Origin of the sequence: Amycolatopsis orientalis (assembly GCF_000943515.2) — a bacterium.
In the GTDB taxonomy this organism is placed as follows: Bacteria; Actinomycetota; Actinomycetes; order Mycobacteriales; family Pseudonocardiaceae; genus Amycolatopsis; species Amycolatopsis orientalis.
Genome location: NZ_CP016174.1, coordinates 8,210,923 through 8,227,009, shown reverse-complemented (window position 1 = coordinate 8,227,009; position 16,087 = coordinate 8,210,923). Strand labels below are relative to the sequence as shown.

The following is a 16,087-nucleotide window of genomic DNA, read 5'->3' as shown; positions in this document are numbered from 1 at the left end:
GGAGGTGGGAGGGCGTCAGGCGAAGGTGACGCGGTGTTCGGGGAAGTCGCGGGCGGCGGCGACCCGGGCCGCCTCCTCTTCGGCCGCCTTCCGCACGGCCGGGCGGAGGGTGTCGAACGGGGTGACGGTGAAGTCGAGCCGTTTCCGCCCGCTCGCCTTGGCCCGCCAGATCCCCGCGATCTCACCGTCGGCCAGCAGCGCGCCGGGGTTGCCGAGGATCTTCCAGACCTCCTTCTGCCGGGCCTTGTCCGGCACCAGCACGGCGCGGTCCCGCGCCTGCACGAACGGGTCCAGCGGTGGCAGCAGGCGGACCACGTCCGGCTCCGGCGGGTTCTCCAGCAAAGGCAGGCGGTCTTCCGGCAGGAACGCCTTCTTGCCGTCGACCCGGACCTCGACCAGGTCACCGGGCCACATCGCGCCGACCCCGGCGCGGGTCGTCCCGACGTAGGCGGCGGCGTCACCGGGCGAAGCGGGGCCGTTGATCCGCAGGTAGCCCTCGACCACCCGCGTCGCCGCCTTGACGTCGGGAGCGGTCTTCAGGCGGCCACGCTTTTCCAGCGGGGCCAGCGTCGCCGGGGTCGCACCCGGTTCCAGCCGGACCCCGGCATGGAGCGTCGCGACCCGCATCAGCTGCTCGTAGATGTGCACGACACCGCAGCCGCGGCACGCGTACGACAGGCCGCCGGGGATCAGTTTCGTGACCGCGCCGCTCACCGCGCCCTTGGTCAGCACCCCGGTGACGACCTCGCGGATCGCCTTCGCGGCGGTGAACAGCGCGTCCGTCGCGGACATCCCCCCGGCCTCGACCTGCTTGTGCTGCCACAGGATCCGGGCCATCGCGTCCGGTTCGTCGAGCGGTACGAGAGCGGCCCGGACGGCGTCGATTTCCGCGCGGCGATGGAAATGCGGCGCGCCGCGATGCGTCCAGGCGAGGACGAACCGCCCGTCTTCCCAGACGTCCGGCCGGACCTCGCCGTCGAGACGGGCGGCGAGGCCCAGCAGGGCCGTGTCCCGCACGGAATCCTGCAGCCCGAGGTCGAACACGGCCGCCGCGACCGGGTCCGTCACTTCGCGATGCAGTCCGTGCGCCGCGATCCGGTACGCGAGCACCTGCTCACGGTCGACCTCGAGCACCTGTCCTCCTAAAGCGAGTAATCGAACGTGTAGGACATCGTCGGCTCCCCGAGGACACCCGTGGTGGTACCGGAGCCGGTGATCCCGGCGAGTTCACCCGTTCCGGAGCCTTCGACCACCGAGAACGTCGACGTGATGCCCTTCGCGTCGAAACCGGTGTCGTGCTTGATCACGAAGCTGCCTTTGCGTCCGTCCACGCTGCCTTCGACACGTTCGAAGCCCGGCGCGGTCGTCCCGCCGCCCTCGTAGCCCTCACCCACGTAGTACAGCAGGTAGTCGACGATCGACTCGCCTTCGATCAGCCCGCTGTAGGCGAGCGTGGCGTGCGCGTAGGCGACGCGCGGCCCGCCGTCGGTGCCGCTGACGATGTTCTCTTCCCAGTTCTTCATGGCGAACGTGTTCATGGGACTCACCTTGACAGTCAAACCTGTCAGAACATGTCAGGTTTTTCGGGAATACTGGATTCATGCGCGCGAGCAGACTCCTGTCGGTCCTCCTCCTGCTGCAGAACCGCGGCCGGATGACGGCCGAGGAGCTGGCGGCCGAGCTGGAGGTGTCGGTCCGGACGGTCTACCGCGACGTCGAGGCGCTGTCCGCGGCCGGCGTGCCGGTGTACGCCGATCGCGGGCGCACGGGCGGATATCAGCTGGTCGACGGCTATCGCACGCGGCTGACCGGGCTCACCGAGGAGGAGGCGCAATCGCTTTCGCTCGCCGGGCTGCCGGGCGCGGCCGCCGAACTCGGGCTGGGCACCGTGCTCGCCGCCGCGCAGCTCAAACTGCACGCGGCCATGCCCGCGGAGCTGCGCACCGGGGCGAGCAAGGTGTCCGAACGGTTCTATCTGGACGTCCCGGGCTGGCATCGCGGGATCGAGAGCCTGCCGCGGCTGTCCGAACTGGCCGACGCGGTGTGGCACACCCAGCGGATCAAGGTCCGCTACGAACGGTGGGGACAACGGAAGGTCGACCGCGTGCTCGATCCGCTGGGCCTGATCCTCAAGGCGGGGAACTGGTATCTCGCGGCGCGGTGCGAAGGGAACGACCGGACCTACCGGGTCTCCCGCATCGAAGAACTCGAAGATCTCGGCGAGACCTTCGAACGGCCGTCCGGCTTCGACCTCGTGCGCTACTGGCGGGACTGGTCGGAACAGTTCGAAAAGCGGATGTACCCGCGGGTGGCGGTGGTCCGTCTGAACGAGCGGGCCCGCATACTGTTGCCGTTCTATCTGGGCGCGGTCGGCGCGCGGGCGCTGCGGGAAGCAGACGCCGAGCCGGACGAAAACGGCTGGCTGACGATGGACCTGCCCGTCGAGCCGGGAGAACCGGCCGTCGGTGAGCTGCTGCGCTTCGGCGGGAACCTCGAAGTGCTCGAACCGCCGGAGCTGCGCGAGCGGCTGGCGGAGGAGATCAGGAAGATGGGCACGCGTTATGGCTGACCTGGACGGCATCACGATCGGGATCACCGCGGAACGGCGGGCCGACGACTTCGTCGCGGCACTGGAACGGCACGGCGCGACAGTGCTGCACGCGCCCACCATCCGCATCGTCCCGCTGCCGGACGACACCGAACTGCGCGCGGCGACGGACACCGTACTGGCCGCCCCGGTCGATTTCACCGCGGTCACCACCGGTGCCGGGTTCCGTGGCTGGCTTTCCGCCGCCGAAGGCTGGGGCCTGCGCGAACCGTTGCTGGAACGGCTGGCGGCGTCACGGATCTTCGTGCGCGGGCCGAAAGCGGCCGGTGCGGTGCGCGGTGAAGGACTTCGTGAGGAATTCTCCGCGCCGGAGGAGAGCAACGCCGAACTGTTCGAGGGCCTGCGCGACGCCGGGGTGCGCGGGTCGCGGGTCGCCGTCCAGCTGCACGGCACGCTGCTGCCCGAACTCACCGGACTGCTGCGAGAGTCCGGCGCGGACGTCGTCCAGGCGCAGCCGTATCGCTGGCTTTCGCCGGAGAATGTCGAACCTGTGCACGAACTCGTCGAAAGTGTGATCGCCGGGCGGGTGCACGCACTGGCGTTCACGTCCGCGCCCGCGGCGACGAATCTGCTCACCCTGGCGGGCTCGCGGCGCGAGGAACTCCTTGCCGCGCTGCGAGGTCCGGTGTTGTGCGCCTGCGTCGGACCGGTGACCGCCGCGCCGCTGGAAGCCGCCGGCGTCCCGACCGTCCAGCCGGAACGGCAACGACTCGGCGCGCTGGTGAAACTTCTCGTCGCGGAGCTGCGCATTCGGCCGTCTTGACGGGGGTGATCCCCTTTGCCAGGCTCGACATACCGGACGCACGGGAGGGCGGCGGATGTCCGAGTCGCAATCGGTCACCTTCGTGCGCGCGATGTTGCGAAAGGGATCTTCGGTACTGGGCGCCAGCCCGCCCGATGAAGCACCCGACCCCGATTCCGTGCCCGATTGGCGCTATCGCGAGGATTCCGCGGATTCGTTGCTGACGCGCGCGATCCGCTATTCCTCGCTCGGCCCGATCTTCTACCGCGTCGCGGCCTTTCCCAAGGTGTACCTCGGTTTCCTGGTCGCGAACGGCTCGGCCGGAATCGTCCCGGTGCTGAGCACGACGATCTTGGCGGTGCTGCTGAACGTCTTCGCCGTCTGGTGGGTGGTGCGGGGCCGCGGCATCCGGGCGAAGACGTCCGGGCGGCTGACGTACGCCGATCTCGCGGTGGGCGTGGTGCTCGCGACGTTCGTGGCCGCGACGGCGCCCGCCGGGATCCAGCCGTTCGCCGTCGATGTCGCGTGGACGTGGCTGGTCGGCACGGTGGCGTTGTGGACGCTGGCGTTCGGGTTGCCCGCCGCTTTCCTGGTGGTGCTCGGGGCCTTGCCGTTCCGCCTGTTCCTGACCTGGATCGGCGGGCTTCCCCTCGACGACCCGCTCGCGGTGAGCCGTTCGGTGGGCTGCATGGTCGCGCTCCTCGTGGCGATGGTGACCACAGCGGGGATCCTGATCCTGCTCGGCGTCGGGACGCGCTTCGCGCTCGGGATCGGGATGCGCCGCGGGCAGCGCGCCGAGCGGTTGCGGACCCAGCGGCTCATGCACGACAGCGTCTTGCAGACCCTCGAAGCGATGGGCCTGGAAGCGCCGGACGACGATTCCGCGGCGTCGCAACGGCTCGCGGAGATGCGCGCGACCGCGCGGGCGCAGGCCGCCGAACTGCGGCGCGAACTGACCGGTCCGGAAGCGCCATCGGCCCGCGGGCTCGCCGCGGACCTCGCCGAGGTCGCTACCGAAATGGCGCGTGACGGCCTCCGCACCCAGCTCGTCGCGGCGGAGACCGAAGAGGACTACCGCCTCTCGCACGCGCGCCGGACCGCCATCCGCGACGCTGTCCGCGAAGCACTCCGGAACACCGTGAAGCACGCCGGGACGAAACAGGTCGTGCTTCGCGTCGAGGAGCGCGAAGGCGGCATCGCGGTCATCGCGCGGGATCAGGGGACCGGCTTCAGCATGCTGGACCGGCCGCCGGGGTTCGGGATCAGTCAGTCGATCATGGCGCGGCTGGCGGAGGTCGGTGGGCGGGGGACCATCGATTCGCATCCGGGGCGCGGGACCCGGGTGACGCTTTGGGTGCCGCACTGAGTCGTGGCGCGTGACCGCCGAGGGCCGGAGCGGCAGCAGCGATAGCAAGGGACCTTTGCTATCGCTTGGTCCGGACACCGGACTGTTGATCATGATGGGGCTCTACGGCGCGGCGCTCATCGTCGGCGCGAGCATGCCTACGTAAGCGAGAGCAAAGGTCCCTTGCTCTCTTTCCGCGGGTCAGCGCGGCGACCGTGTGGATTTTGGGACATCTGACGTCCTGAAATCCACACGGTCAGCAGGCGTCGCTACGCGGAGTGAGGGGTGTGTGGAAATAGGGACACTCAACGTCCCTATTTCCACACACCCCACCTGCGGTAGCAAAGGTCCCCTGCTCCCTTTTCGCAGGTCAGGAGGGCAAGCCCGCCCGAGCGCAGTCAATCCTCTTCGGAAGGAACCTCGCCGTTCTCGAGCTGCCGCATGGCCTCACGCCCGGCGGCCTCTTCGCTCAGCCCCTGCCGCCAGTACCCGGTGAAACAGATCGCCCGCTTGTCGACCCCGCGCTCCCGCACGAGATGCCGCCGCGTCAGCTTCACCATGTTCGCCTCGCCCGAAATCCACGCGTAGGGCGTCCCGCCCGGCAGATCCGCCTTCCGCACGGCTTCGAGCACCGCGTCGCCGACAGGATCAGAGCCGCGCACCACCCAGTGCAGCTCCACCGCCCCCTGGGTTTCGAAGACCTGCCTGTCCTCACGGTCGCCGATCTCGACGTAGACCACCGCCCTGGTCCCGGCGGGCAGCGCCTCGACGATCGCGCCGATCGCCGGGATCGCGGTCTCGTCGCCGATCAGCAGTTGCCAGTTCGTGCCCTCGGGCACGGCGTAGAGGCCGTGCGGGCCCAGGAACGCGACCTTGTCACCCTCCGAAGCGCGCGAAGCCCAGGCCGAGGCGGGGCCTTCGTCGCCGTGCAGCACGAAGTCGATGTCGATCTCCTGCACCGACGGCCGCAGCGCGCGCACCGTGTAGGTGCGCATCGGCGGGCGGACGTCGTCGGGCATCGCGAGATAGGTCCGGTACCAGGACATCACCTCGTCGCCGCTCAGCGGCGCGGGCAGCACGGGCTCGGCCTGGCCGGGCTGCGGGAAGAACACCTTCAGGTACTGATCGGGTGCCTGGTCCACCAGCGACGCCCCCGAGAAGGTCACCCTGCTCATATGCGGGGTGAGCCGCCGGACACCGGCCACCTTCGCCTCGATATAGCTCATTAGGCGAGGCTAACCTAAAAGAGCGCGCCGGGGCCGGCGTCGTCGTCCGTATCACGCCGCCACCGGTATTTCCGCAGGTCGACGCGCTGGCCGTCCGGTACGACGCCCTCCTCGCGCAGCCGTTGCAGCTGTTCGTCGAGCAGATGCGGCGCCGGTGTCCCGTCGGCGCGCAGAATGCGGTGCCAGGGCAGGTCGTGGCCGTCCTCACCGAGGATCCGCCCGACCAGCCGCGGCGACGGAGCCCCCGAAACCGACGCTATATCCCCATAAGTCGCGACCGAGCCGGCGGGCACGCTCGCGATGACCTCGCGCACCCGCTCGTGCAGTTCGTCATCCATGGGACCACTTTGCCGTGCCGCTGCGAGGTTGTGTCGGCGGGGCGTGGTTCCATCGTGGGCGTGAACGGGCGGCGAACAGCGGCAGGAACCGACGCGCGGCTGGTCCGCACGCCGGTCACCGGCACGCCCTCGTTCCAGTGGGATTCCGCCGCCCGCCGCCTGCTGGCCGCCCCGGACGGCTTCCGCCGGGTCCTCGGCGGTCCGGGCACGGGCAAGACGGCTTTGCTGGCGTCGGCGGCCTCGCGGCGGATCGCCGAGGGCGCGGATCCGGGGAGCGTGCTCATCCTGACCACCTCCCGCAAGGCGGCCGACGTCCTGCGCGCCGACATCACCCACCGGCTCACCACCGATCCGGAAGAGGATCCGCTGCCGCGCACCATCCGCGAACCGCTCGTGCGCACGGTGCACTCGTACGCGTACGCACTGTTGCGGATGGAGGCCCAGGCCGACGACCTCCCGCCGCCCCGGCTGCTGGCCGGGGCGGAACAGGACGTCGTCGTCCGCGAGCTGCTCGCCGGTGACCTCGAAGCGGGCGCGCTCGACTGGCCGGAACAGCTGCGGCCCGCGCTGAACGTGCCCGGTTTCGCCGAGGAACTGCGCGACCTCCTGCTCCGCGCCGCCGAACGCGGACTGGGCCCCGAGGATCTGGCCGAACTCGGCAGGCGGCGCGGCCGCGAGGAATGGATCGCGGCCGGGCACTTCTGGAGCCAGTACGAAGAGGTCACGCTGCTGCAGGGCGCGGGTGGCAACGCGCTCGGGGTCGCGAGCGCGCCCGCGCTGGACGCGGCCGAACTCGTCACTTCCGCGCTGCTGGCCCTGGAGGACGACCCCGAACTGCGGGAACGCGAGCAGCGCCGGGTCCGGCACCTGTTCGTCGACGACGCGCAGCATCTCGATCCGCTGCAGACGCAGCTCATCCGGCTCATCGGGCACGCGGCCGACGAGTTCGTCGTCGCGGGTGATCCCGATCAGTCCGTGTTCTCCTTCCGTGGCGCGGATCCCCGGCTGTTCGCCGACGCGGACGAGGACGGCGAGCGCACGGTCCTGCTGACCACCGCGCACCGGCTCGCCCCGGTGATCCGCACGGCCGTCACGAAACTCGGCTCCGTACTGCCCGGTTCGTCACCGCAGCGCAAACTCGTCGACGCGCCGGACGCCGAGGGCGGCGCCGTGCGGGTCCGCCTGATGCCGACCCCGGCGGCCGAGGCAAGCTGGATCGCCGATCAGCTGCGCCGCGCGCATCTCGTCGACGGCGTGCCGTGGTCGGAGATGGCGGTGCTCGTCCGGTCGCCGGCCCGTACTTTCCTTGTCCTGCAACGCGCGCTCCGCGCCGCCGGGGTGCCGATCGGTTCGGCCACCGAGGAACTGCCCCTCGCGAAACAACCGGCCGTGCGGCCGTTGCTGGCGATGTTGCGGCTCGCCGCCGATCCGGAACTGCTCGACGTCGACCTCGCCGAGATGCTGTTGTCCTCGCCGTTGGGCGGTGCGGATCCGCTCGCCCTGCGGCGGCTGCGGCGCGGCCTGCGCCGGCTGGAACTGGCAGGCGGCGGGCAGCGGTCCAGCGACGAGCTGCTGGTGGAAGCCTTGCGCGCCAACGACGTCCTCACCGGCCTGGCGGAGGCCGAAGCGCTGCCGATGCGCCGGATCGGCGGCCTGCTGCACGCGGCACACCAGGCCGTGGTGCGGGGCGACGGGGTCGAGCAGGTGCTGTGGGATCTGTGGCAGGCCAGCGGTCTGGAACAGCGCTTCCTGCGGCTGGTCGATCGCGGTGGTTCCCTGGGCTCGCAGGCCGATCGCGACCTCGACGCGATCGTCGCGCTCTTCGACGCGGCCGGTCGCTATGTCGACAGATTGCCGAGGGCGAGTGTCGCCTCGTTCGCGGATTACCTGTCCTCGCAGAACATCGCCGGGGGCACGCTCGCGCCCGCGGCGATGAAGAGCGAAGGCGTTTCGCTGCTCACGGCGCACGCGGCCGCCGGTCGCGAATGGACGGTCGTCTCGGTCGCCGGGGTCCAGGAGGGCAGCTGGCCGGATCTGCGGCTGCGCGGTTCCGTGCTCGGCGTCGAGCGGCTGGTGGACCTGATGTCCGGCGTCGACGACGAGAAGGTGTCCGCCACCGCGCCGATCCTCGCCGAGGAGCGACGGCTGTTCTACCTGGCCGCGAGCCGCGCACGGAAGACGCTGCTGGTCAGCGCGGTCGCGGGGGAGGACGAGCAGCCCTCGCGGTTCATCGACGACCTGGAGGAGAACGGCGCCGACGACGGCGGCCTCGACTCGCGGATGAAACCGGCGGGACGTTCGCTGGTGCTCGCCGAACTCGTCGGCGAACTGCGCGAGGTGGTCTGTGACGAGTCGAGCGAGCCGGAGCGACGGCAGCGGGCGGCACGTCAACTCGCCAAACTGGCCGCCGCCGGGGTTCCGGGCGCGCATCCGGACACCTGGTACGGCCTGCTGGAGCCCTCCACCACCGAACCCGTGCACCAGCCGGGCGACCTCATCCGCATCTCACCGTCCACTGTGGAGGTTCTGGTCAAATGCCCGCTGCGGTGGCTGATCGAACGCCACGGCGGCAGCGATCCGGCGCAATTGGCCGCCGTCACCGGAACCCTGGTGCACGGGCTCGCGCAGGCGGTCGCCGGCGGCAGCAGTGACGAGCAGATCCGCGCGGCCCTCGACGAGGCGTGGGTGCGGGTCGACGCCGGGGCGCCGTGGTTCTCGCGCCGCGAACGGTCGCGGGTCGAGCAGATGCTCCGGAACTTCATCTCCTGGCTGGAGACCAGCCGCAAGGAGCTGATCGAGGCCGGGGTCGAGCAGGACATCGAGGTCGAACTCCCCGTCGGTGACGGCGACACCGGCGACATCCGCGTGCTCCTGCGTGGCCGGGTCGACCGGGTGGAGATGGACAAGGACGGCCGCCCGGTCGTCATCGACATCAAAACCGGCAAGGTCCCGATCTCGGCCTCGGACGCCGAACAGCATCCGCAGCTGGCCGCGTACCAGCTGGCTGTGCTGCTCGGCGCGGTCGAGGGCGGGTCGAAACCCGGTGGCGCGCGGCTGGTCTACGTCGCGAAGTCCAACAACAAGACCGGATCCACCCAGCGGGAGCAGGCGCCACTGGACGAGGACGGTGGGAAGCAGTGGCTCGAACTGGTGCGTTCGGCGGCAGGCTCGGCCACCGGACCGGAGTACGGGGTCATCGAGAACCCGGACTGTGATCGGTGCCCGGCAAGGGGTTGCTGTCCGCTGCGGCCCGAGGGCAGGCAGGTGACCGGCCCTTGATCTCCGAACTCCAGCGCCGTCAGGTCGAACCGGGCGAGATCGCCCGCGCGCTCGGCCTGCACAGCCCGACCGACGAACAGGCCGAGGTCATCGCCGCACCCGTCGAGCCTTCGCTGGTGGTCGCGGGGGCGGGCGCGGGCAAGACCGAGACGATGGCCGCGCGCGTGGTGTGGCTGGTGGCCAACAGTGTCGTGCCGCCGGAACGCGTCCTCGGCCTGACCTTCACCCGCAAGGCCGCCCGCCAGCTCGGGGAGCGCGTCCGCACCCGGCTGCGCCGCCTGGTCGGATCGGGGCTGCTCGACAAGATCGACCCGACCGGCGACCTGCGCATGACGGTGACCGCCGGGGAGCCGACGGTGCTCACCTACCACGCGTACGCCGGGCGCCTGCTGTCCGAACATGGGCTGAGGTTGCCGGTGCAGCCCGGGGTGCGGTTGCTGTCGGAGACGTCTTCGTGGCAGTTCTCGCACCGGGTCGTGTCCACTTGGGACAATGATCTCGACACCGATCGCGTGCCCTCCACGGTGACCGCGCAGTTGCTGGCGCTGGCCGGGGAACTCGGCGAGCACCTGGTGGAGACCGAACGGCTGGCGCAGTACACGTCGTGGCTGTGCGACGTCATCGAGAACGCGCCGCGGGCCAAGGGGCAGCGCGCCGCGCTCCCGCAGAAGCTGGCCGAAGTCATGACGGCGCAACGGTTCCGGCTCGCGCTCCTGCCGCTGGTCGAGGCGTACCACGCGCGGAAGCGGGCCGAGGGCGCACTCGACTTCGCCGATCAGATGTCGCTGGCCGCGCAGCTCGCCAGCAGCTATCCGGCGGTGGTCGCGGGGGAGCGAGAACGGTACGGCGCGGTGCTGCTCGACGAGTACCAGGACACCGGGCACGCCCAGCGGATCCTGCTGCGGTCGTTGTTCGGCGGCGTCGAGCATCCGCCGATGCCGGTGACGGCGGTGGGTGACCCGGCGCAGGCCATCTACGGCTGGCGCGGGGCGAGCGCGGCCAACCTGCCGCGGTTCACCACCGACTTCCCGAGGGACAACGGGGAGCGGCTCGTCCCGGCACTGGATTTCGGTCTGCTGACCAGTTTCCGCAACCCGCCGGAGGTGCTGGAACTCGCCAACGCGATCTCGGAACCGTTGCGGGAGCGGGGTCTCGGCGTCGCGCGGCTGCGGGCGCTGGAAGGCGCCGGGACGGCGGACATCGCCGCCGCGCTTCAGCCGGACGTCCGCGCCGAACGCGAATGGGTCGCCGACGCGGTGGCGAAGCGCTGGTTCGAAACCCTGGAGGAGACCGGGAAACCGCCCACGGCGGCGGTGCTGGTCCGGCGCCGCGCGGATATGGCGCCGATCGCGGCGGAGATGCGGGCGCGCGGGCTGCCGGTGGAGGTCGTCGGCCTCGGCGGACTGCTCGACGAGCCCGAGGTCGCGGACCTGGTCAGCACGTTGCGGGTGCTCGCAGATCCGCTCGCGGGCAGTGCGGCCGCCCGGTTGCTGACCGGGGCGCGCTGGCGGATCGCGGCGGCCGACCTCGCGGCGTTGTGGCGGCGCGCGGGTGAGCTCTCCTCGCCGGAGCAGTCGTCCGGGAAGTCCGATGTGGACGAACCGGTGCTGGTGACCGAGCGCGTCGAGCAGGCGGGGCTGATCGACGCCATCGACGACCCCGGTACGCCGGAACGGTATTCGACGGAGGGGTTCCGGCGTATCCAGCGGATCGGCAGGGAGTTGTCGGCGTTGCGCCGACGCCTCGACCAGTCGCTGCCCGAACTGGTCGCCGACGTGGAACGCACGATGCTGCTCGACGTCGAGTCGCTGGCCCGTCCCGGCCCTGCCGGGCGCGCGCACCTGGACGCTTTCGCCGACGTCGTCACGGATTTCGCCGAAACCTCGCCGACGGCGACGCTGTTGTCCTTTGTGGACTATTTGAACACCGCCGCGCACGCGGAGGACGGGCTCACCCCGGGCGAGGTGGAGGTGGTCCCGGACCGGGTCCAGGTGCTGACGGTGCACTCGGCCAAGGGGCTGGAATGGCGCATCGTCGCGGTCCCGCATCTGGTGAAGGAGGTCTTTCCCGGCAGGCGGCGTTCGTCGTCGTGGCTGCGGACGTCGACCTCGCTTCCGGCCGCGCTGCGCGGTGACTCGGAGGATCTGCCGGAGCTGCGGATCTCCGAGGGGTCTGACCGCAAGGAAGTCCAGGAAGCGCTGGAGCTGCACGAAGAAGGGTTCGTGGCGCGGGAGGCGGATGAGGAGCGGCGGCTCTGTTATGTCGCGCTGACTCGCTCCGAGCACACGCTGATCGTTTCCGGGCACTGGTGGAACGAGAGCAGCGCGCGGCCGAAGGGCCCTTCGGAGTTCCTGCTCGAAATCGGCGAGGTGATGCGGGAGAACTCCGTCGGCCGGATCGAGTGCTGGGCCGAGGAGCCGGAGGGCGACGAAGAGAATCCGCTGGTCGCCGACTCACGCCGGTCGCGGTGGCCGGTCGATCCGCTGTGGCCGCGGCGTGAGGGCGTCGCGGACGGTGTCGATCTGGTGCTCGGTGCCATGGAGGCCGCGAAGGACACCGAGGCCACAGAAGACACAGAGGACACCGAGGAAGAAGACGATCCGGACGGCTGGATCTCCGACACCAAGGTGCTGCTGGAGGAGCGCGCGCGGGCGCAGAACCGCGTCCAGCAGGTCGTCCTGCCGCCGCACCTTTCGGTGAGTCAGCTGGTCGAACTGTCGGCCGATCCGGCCGGGCTGGCCAGACGGCTGCGGCGCCCGCTTCCGGTGCGTCCCAACACTTACGCGCGCCGGGGGACGGCGTTCCACGGGTGGCTGGAGCAGCGGTTCGGCGGCGAGCAGCTGCTGGAGATCGACGACCTGCCCGGCGCGGCGGACGTCGACGAGGCGCCCGACACCGAGCTGGAGGCGCTGCGGACGGCGTTCGAGAAGAGCGAGTGGGCGAACAGGGTGCCGCACGCGGTCGAGGTGCCGTTCTCGGCCGACGTCGTCGGCGTGACCGTGCGCGGGCGGATGGACGCGGTCTTCGCCGATCCCGACGGCGGCTGGACCGTCGTCGACTGGAAGACCGGTGCCGTGCCGGAAGAGGGACGGCTCGCTTCGCTGGCCGTGCAGCTGGCGGCGTACCGGCTGGCGTGGGCGGCGCTGAAGAAGATCCCCGTGGAGAAGGTGCGGGCGGCGTTCCACTATGTGAAACACGACAAAACCGTCCGCCCGGCCGACCTGCTGGACGCCGAAGGCCTGCGAAACCTCCTGCGACGCGTCCCCACGATCTAGCGGGAGGGCGGGGTCAGGCGCGGTCGCGGACCTTCAGGGCCCAGGTCACCAGCGGGATCTGCAGCGGCACGCGGGCCCAGAAGGCCGCCCGCCAGTGCTTCGGCGCCTTCCGGCGGTCGGCGTCGACGGCCATCTTCACGTTCCCGGGCAGGACGACGACGAACAGCAACGCGGCCGCGAGCCCGCCGAGACGGCGCGTCTTCGGCGCGGCGATCGCGGCGGCGACGCCCAGCTCAGCGACACCAGAACCGTAGGTCCACGCGCGAGGGGAGCCGGGAAGCTGCTTCGGGATGATGGCGTCGAACGGTTTGGGCTGGACGAAGTGCAGGACGCCCGCCGTGCCGAGGAGGCCGGCGAGGAAATACGCGGGCCGCTGGGACGGCTTGGATTCCGAAGACATGCCCCGAGCTTCGCATACCGCGCTGAACACGCGGTTCGTCGGCTATCCTCGGCGACCGTGAGTTACGCGGACCAGGCCGGAGCCTGTGCATGAGGGTTCTCAAGCGTTTCCCGGTCCGGTTGAGCGACCGCCCGGACCACGAGCTCGTCGGCGTGATCCGGATGCCGGAACTGACGGTCAGCCCGTTGCGGTCGATCCTCAAACGGATCATCGGCGCGATGCTCGCCCTGCTCGCGACCGTCCTGATCGTCTACCTCGACCGTGACGGCTACCGTGACGCCAACGGCGACGGGCTCAGCTTCCTCGACAGCCTCTATTACGCGACCGTGTCGCTGTCGACCACGGGGTACGGCGACATCGCACCCGCGACGTCGTCCGCGCGGCTGGTGAACGTCCTGGTGATCACCCCGCTGCGCGTGCTCTTCCTCATCGTCCTGGTCGGTACCACCCTCGAAGTGCTCACCGAGCGCTCTCGCCAGGCTTTCAAGATCCAAAAGTGGAGGACGAAGGTGCGTGACCACACGGTCGTCGTCGGATTCGGCACGAAGGGCCGGTCGGCGGTCAACGCGCTGCTCGGGGACGAGAACGTCGAACCCGACCACATCGTCGTCGTCGACACCGACCAGCAGGCCCTCGAAGCGGCCACCTCGCTCGGCCTGGTGACCGTGCACGGTTCGGCCACCCGCGCCGACGTGCTGCGGGTCGCCGGCGTGCAGCGGGCCAAGGCCGTCGTCGTCGCCCCGAACCGGGACGACACCGCGGTGCTGGTCACCTTGACCGCGCGCGAACTGGCGCCCAAGTCGCACATCGTGGCTTCGGTGCGGGAGGCGGAGAACGTCCACCTGCTCAAGCAGTCGGGCGCGAACCAGGTCGTGGTGTCGAGCGAGACGGCCGGGCGCCTGCTGGGCATGGCGACGTCGACGCCGCTGGTGGTCGACATGGTCGAGGATCTGCTCACCCCCGAGTCCGGCCTCGCCATCGCCGAACGGCCGGTGGAACCGTCGGAAGAGGGCGGTTCGCCGCGGCATCTGTCGGACATCGTGCTGGGCCTCGTCCGCGACGGCGTCCTGTACCGCGTCGACGCTCCGCAGGCCGACGCGATCGAGCCGGGCGACAAGCTGCTGTACGTCCGGAAGGTGACGTCCGCGGAGACCATCGAGCGCTGACCCGGCGGCGGTAGCAAGGGACCTTTGCTATCGCGGAGAGGGTTGACCTGGCGTTTTATCGCTTTCGTGCGTGAGCCCCGCCGCGGGCAGTTGGCCGCAGGTCCGTGAAGGCCTCCTTCCCTACTTTGAAGGTAGGGAAGGAGGCCTTCACGGACTATGTGCTGGTGCCGGTGAGGCCGAGTGTGGAGGATTTGGGACGTTGAACGTCCCAAATCCTCCACGCTCGGGGTCTTCCTCGGCATGTCCCCCATTCTCTGTTGATCAAGCTTCGCAACGGGTGCGAACCCGCGACGATGAAGGAATCGGGACACTCAACGTCCCAATTCCTTCATCGTCGGCCTGCAAGATGCCGACACTTCAGGGGCGAGCAAGAGGGCAGCCGAGACCCACTCGCCCGAATCCTCAACATCGTCCCGGAGCGAGACCACCGAAGCGGCGCCCGCCGTGCTGAGACCATCGAACGGCGGTAGCAAGGGACCTTTGCTATCACTCTCGCCGCCGGGCGGGTTCGCTGTGTTTTGCCGCGTGGTTCTGGGAGCATGGCGATCGTGCGCAAGCGATCGGACCCCGCCAGAGGGCTCACCCCGGGGTGGAACTCCCTGGCCGTGGCGGCCGGTGCCTGCCTGCTGGTGATCTTTCTGGCCTGGCTCGCCGGGCCGGGTCTGTTCGGCATCAAGAACGAGAAGCAGGGGACGACCGTGCGGGCCGAGGTCGTCCAGCCCGTGCCCTGTGCGGGCGGCGCCACCACCGAGACCGTCAAGTTCGAATTCGGCGGACGGCCGATGGAGGGTTCGCTCAACGCCTGCGGGCACGGCAAGGGGGAGCGGCTCGATGTCGTGGTCCCCGACGGCGCCGCGGGTGACGCGGTCTCCGTGCACGCGGCCGACGCGGCGGCCGGGGCCAGCGACGCACGGCGGCCGGTCGGGCTGGCTCTGCTGGTGTTCAGCTGCTTCGCCGGCGGGATGTACGTCTTCCTCGTCCTGCGCGGTCCACGGAGGCTCGCGACGGCGTGACCGGACTGTGTCTCGTCATCCGGCGCGCTGGTTCCTAGAGTTCTCGCGACACCTGGGGGTGGCGCGACATGGTCGAGCAAGACCGGATCGGCGACGAAGCCGGATCCATCGGTGAGCGGCGGAGCCGGGTACCGTGGCTCGTCGGCCTGATCGTGCTGGTGATCTTGCTGGTCGGCGGTCTCGTCCTCGTCGGCGCCCGCGCGCTCGCGCCCACACAGGCCGCCGAGGAGCCACCGCCGCCACCGCTGCCGTTCTGCGCCGTGGCCCAGGTCAAGGTCGCCGAGGGGAAACCGGTGCGGCAACGGCTGCCCGAGCCGGTGGTCACCCTGCCGACCGGCTGCCGCCCGCCCGATCCGGCGGCCGTCATCACCTTCGCCGACGTGGTCGTCGGCACCGGGCCGGAGAAGGCGCAGGGTAGCGATTACCTGGCCTTTTTCGCGTTGTACGACCTCGCCACCGGCGAGGTGATCGCGTCGAACTGGCAGCCGAGGCATCAGTACGACGGCCTGTCCGGCGGTGCCGTCGAACCGGCCGGGGGTCTCTGGAGCAGTGGTCTCGCCGGGATGAAACCCGGCGGCCGCCGGGTGCTCCTGCTGCCCGCGGTCCCCGGGGAACGCGCCCAGGACCCCGTCGAGATGTACCGCTCGGTGCCGCTGGTCGCGGTCGTCGACGTGCTCTGAGGGGAAGGGAAGGGG

General features: G+C 70.4%; 13 protein-coding genes. 8 read left to right on the top strand and 5 right to left on the bottom strand.

The genetic code is table 11. The annotated features are described in order from the left end of the window. Nucleotides 1-15: 15 nt before the first annotated feature. Both SD37_RS35615 and SD37_RS35610 read right to left on the bottom strand, forming a co-directional pair. Nucleotides 16-1,134: a winged helix DNA-binding domain-containing protein gene (locus SD37_RS35615; RefSeq protein ID WP_044854676.1), complete on the bottom strand. Its 1,119-nt coding sequence runs from the start codon at nt 1,132-1,134 to the stop codon at nt 16-18. 8 nt (nt 1,135-1,142) lie between these two features. Further along, the gene (locus SD37_RS35610; protein WP_044854677.1) at nt 1,143-1,538 is read right to left on the bottom strand and encodes a DUF3224 domain-containing protein; all 396 of its coding nucleotides are present in this window, start codon (nt 1,536-1,538) and stop codon (nt 1,143-1,145) included. Between the two features lie 62 nt (nt 1,539-1,600). Between SD37_RS35610 and SD37_RS35605 the strand changes: the two genes are divergently transcribed. Genes SD37_RS35605 through SD37_RS35595 form a run of 3 tightly spaced genes read left to right on the top strand, consistent with a single transcriptional unit; the run spans nt 1,601 to nt 4,716 of the window. After that, on the top strand, nt 1,601-2,569 hold the full coding sequence (locus SD37_RS35605; RefSeq protein ID WP_044854678.1) for a helix-turn-helix transcriptional regulator: 969 nt from the start codon (nt 1,601-1,603) through the stop codon (nt 2,567-2,569). After that, nucleotides 2,562-3,371 carry a uroporphyrinogen-III synthase gene (locus tag SD37_RS35600; protein WP_044854679.1) on the top strand — a complete coding sequence of 270 codons (810 nt, stop codon included), beginning with the start codon at nt 2,562-2,564 and terminating at the stop codon, nt 3,369-3,371. The genes SD37_RS35605 and SD37_RS35600 overlap by 8 nt, the downstream gene beginning before the upstream one ends. A 55-nt stretch (nt 3,372-3,426) precedes the next feature. Beyond that, a complete protein-coding gene (locus tag SD37_RS35595; RefSeq protein ID WP_044854680.1) occupies nt 3,427-4,716 on the top strand; it encodes a sensor histidine kinase in 1,290 nt (429 codons plus the stop codon). Nucleotides 4,717-5,093: 377 nt separating this feature from the next. Here SD37_RS35595 and SD37_RS35590 read toward each other — a convergent pair whose 3' ends face one another. Beyond that, nucleotides 5,094-5,921: a siderophore-interacting protein gene (locus tag SD37_RS35590; RefSeq protein WP_044854681.1), complete on the bottom strand. Its 828-nt coding sequence runs from the start codon at nt 5,919-5,921 to the stop codon at nt 5,094-5,096. Nucleotides 5,922-5,935: 14 nt separating this feature from the next. Next, on the bottom strand, nt 5,936-6,259 hold the full coding sequence (locus SD37_RS35585) for an MGMT family protein (RefSeq protein ID WP_044854682.1): 324 nt from the start codon (nt 6,257-6,259) through the stop codon (nt 5,936-5,938). Between the two features lie 54 nt (nt 6,260-6,313). On the opposite strand from SD37_RS35585, the gene SD37_RS35580 reads away from it, so the two are divergent. Next, complete coding sequence (locus SD37_RS35580) at nt 6,314-9,538, top strand: ATP-dependent helicase (protein WP_174567880.1); 3,225 nt, start codon at nt 6,314-6,316, stop codon at nt 9,536-9,538. Next, the gene (locus SD37_RS35575; RefSeq protein ID WP_044854683.1) at nt 9,535-12,813 is read left to right on the top strand and encodes an ATP-dependent helicase; all 3,279 of its coding nucleotides are present in this window, start codon (nt 9,535-9,537) and stop codon (nt 12,811-12,813) included. The genes SD37_RS35580 and SD37_RS35575 overlap by 4 nt, the downstream gene beginning before the upstream one ends. A 13-nt stretch (nt 12,814-12,826) precedes the next feature. Here the strand turns inward: SD37_RS35575 and SD37_RS35570 are convergent, their stop codons facing one another. After that, the gene (locus tag SD37_RS35570; protein ID WP_037316454.1) at nt 12,827-13,213 is read right to left on the bottom strand and encodes a DoxX family protein; all 387 of its coding nucleotides are present in this window, start codon (nt 13,211-13,213) and stop codon (nt 12,827-12,829) included. Between the two features lie 89 nt (nt 13,214-13,302). Here SD37_RS35570 and SD37_RS35565 point away from each other — a divergent pair, with 89 nt between their 5' ends. The 3 genes from SD37_RS35565 to SD37_RS35555 all read left to right on the top strand — a co-directional run bounded on the left by SD37_RS35565 (nt 13,303) and on the right by SD37_RS35555 (nt 16,072). Continuing rightward, nucleotides 13,303-14,379, top strand: coding sequence for a potassium channel family protein (locus tag SD37_RS35565; RefSeq protein ID WP_044854684.1), 1,077 nt, complete (start codon nt 13,303-13,305; stop codon nt 14,377-14,379). Nucleotides 14,380-14,984: 605 nt separating this feature from the next. Next, a complete protein-coding gene (locus SD37_RS35560) occupies nt 14,985-15,392 on the top strand; it encodes a hypothetical protein (RefSeq protein ID WP_083255345.1) in 408 nt (135 codons plus the stop codon). A gap of 68 nt (nt 15,393-15,460) precedes the next feature. Beyond that, complete coding sequence (locus SD37_RS35555; RefSeq protein WP_044854685.1) at nt 15,461-16,072, top strand: FKBP-type peptidyl-prolyl cis-trans isomerase; 612 nt, start codon at nt 15,461-15,463, stop codon at nt 16,070-16,072. Nucleotides 16,073-16,087: the final 15 nt, after the last annotated feature.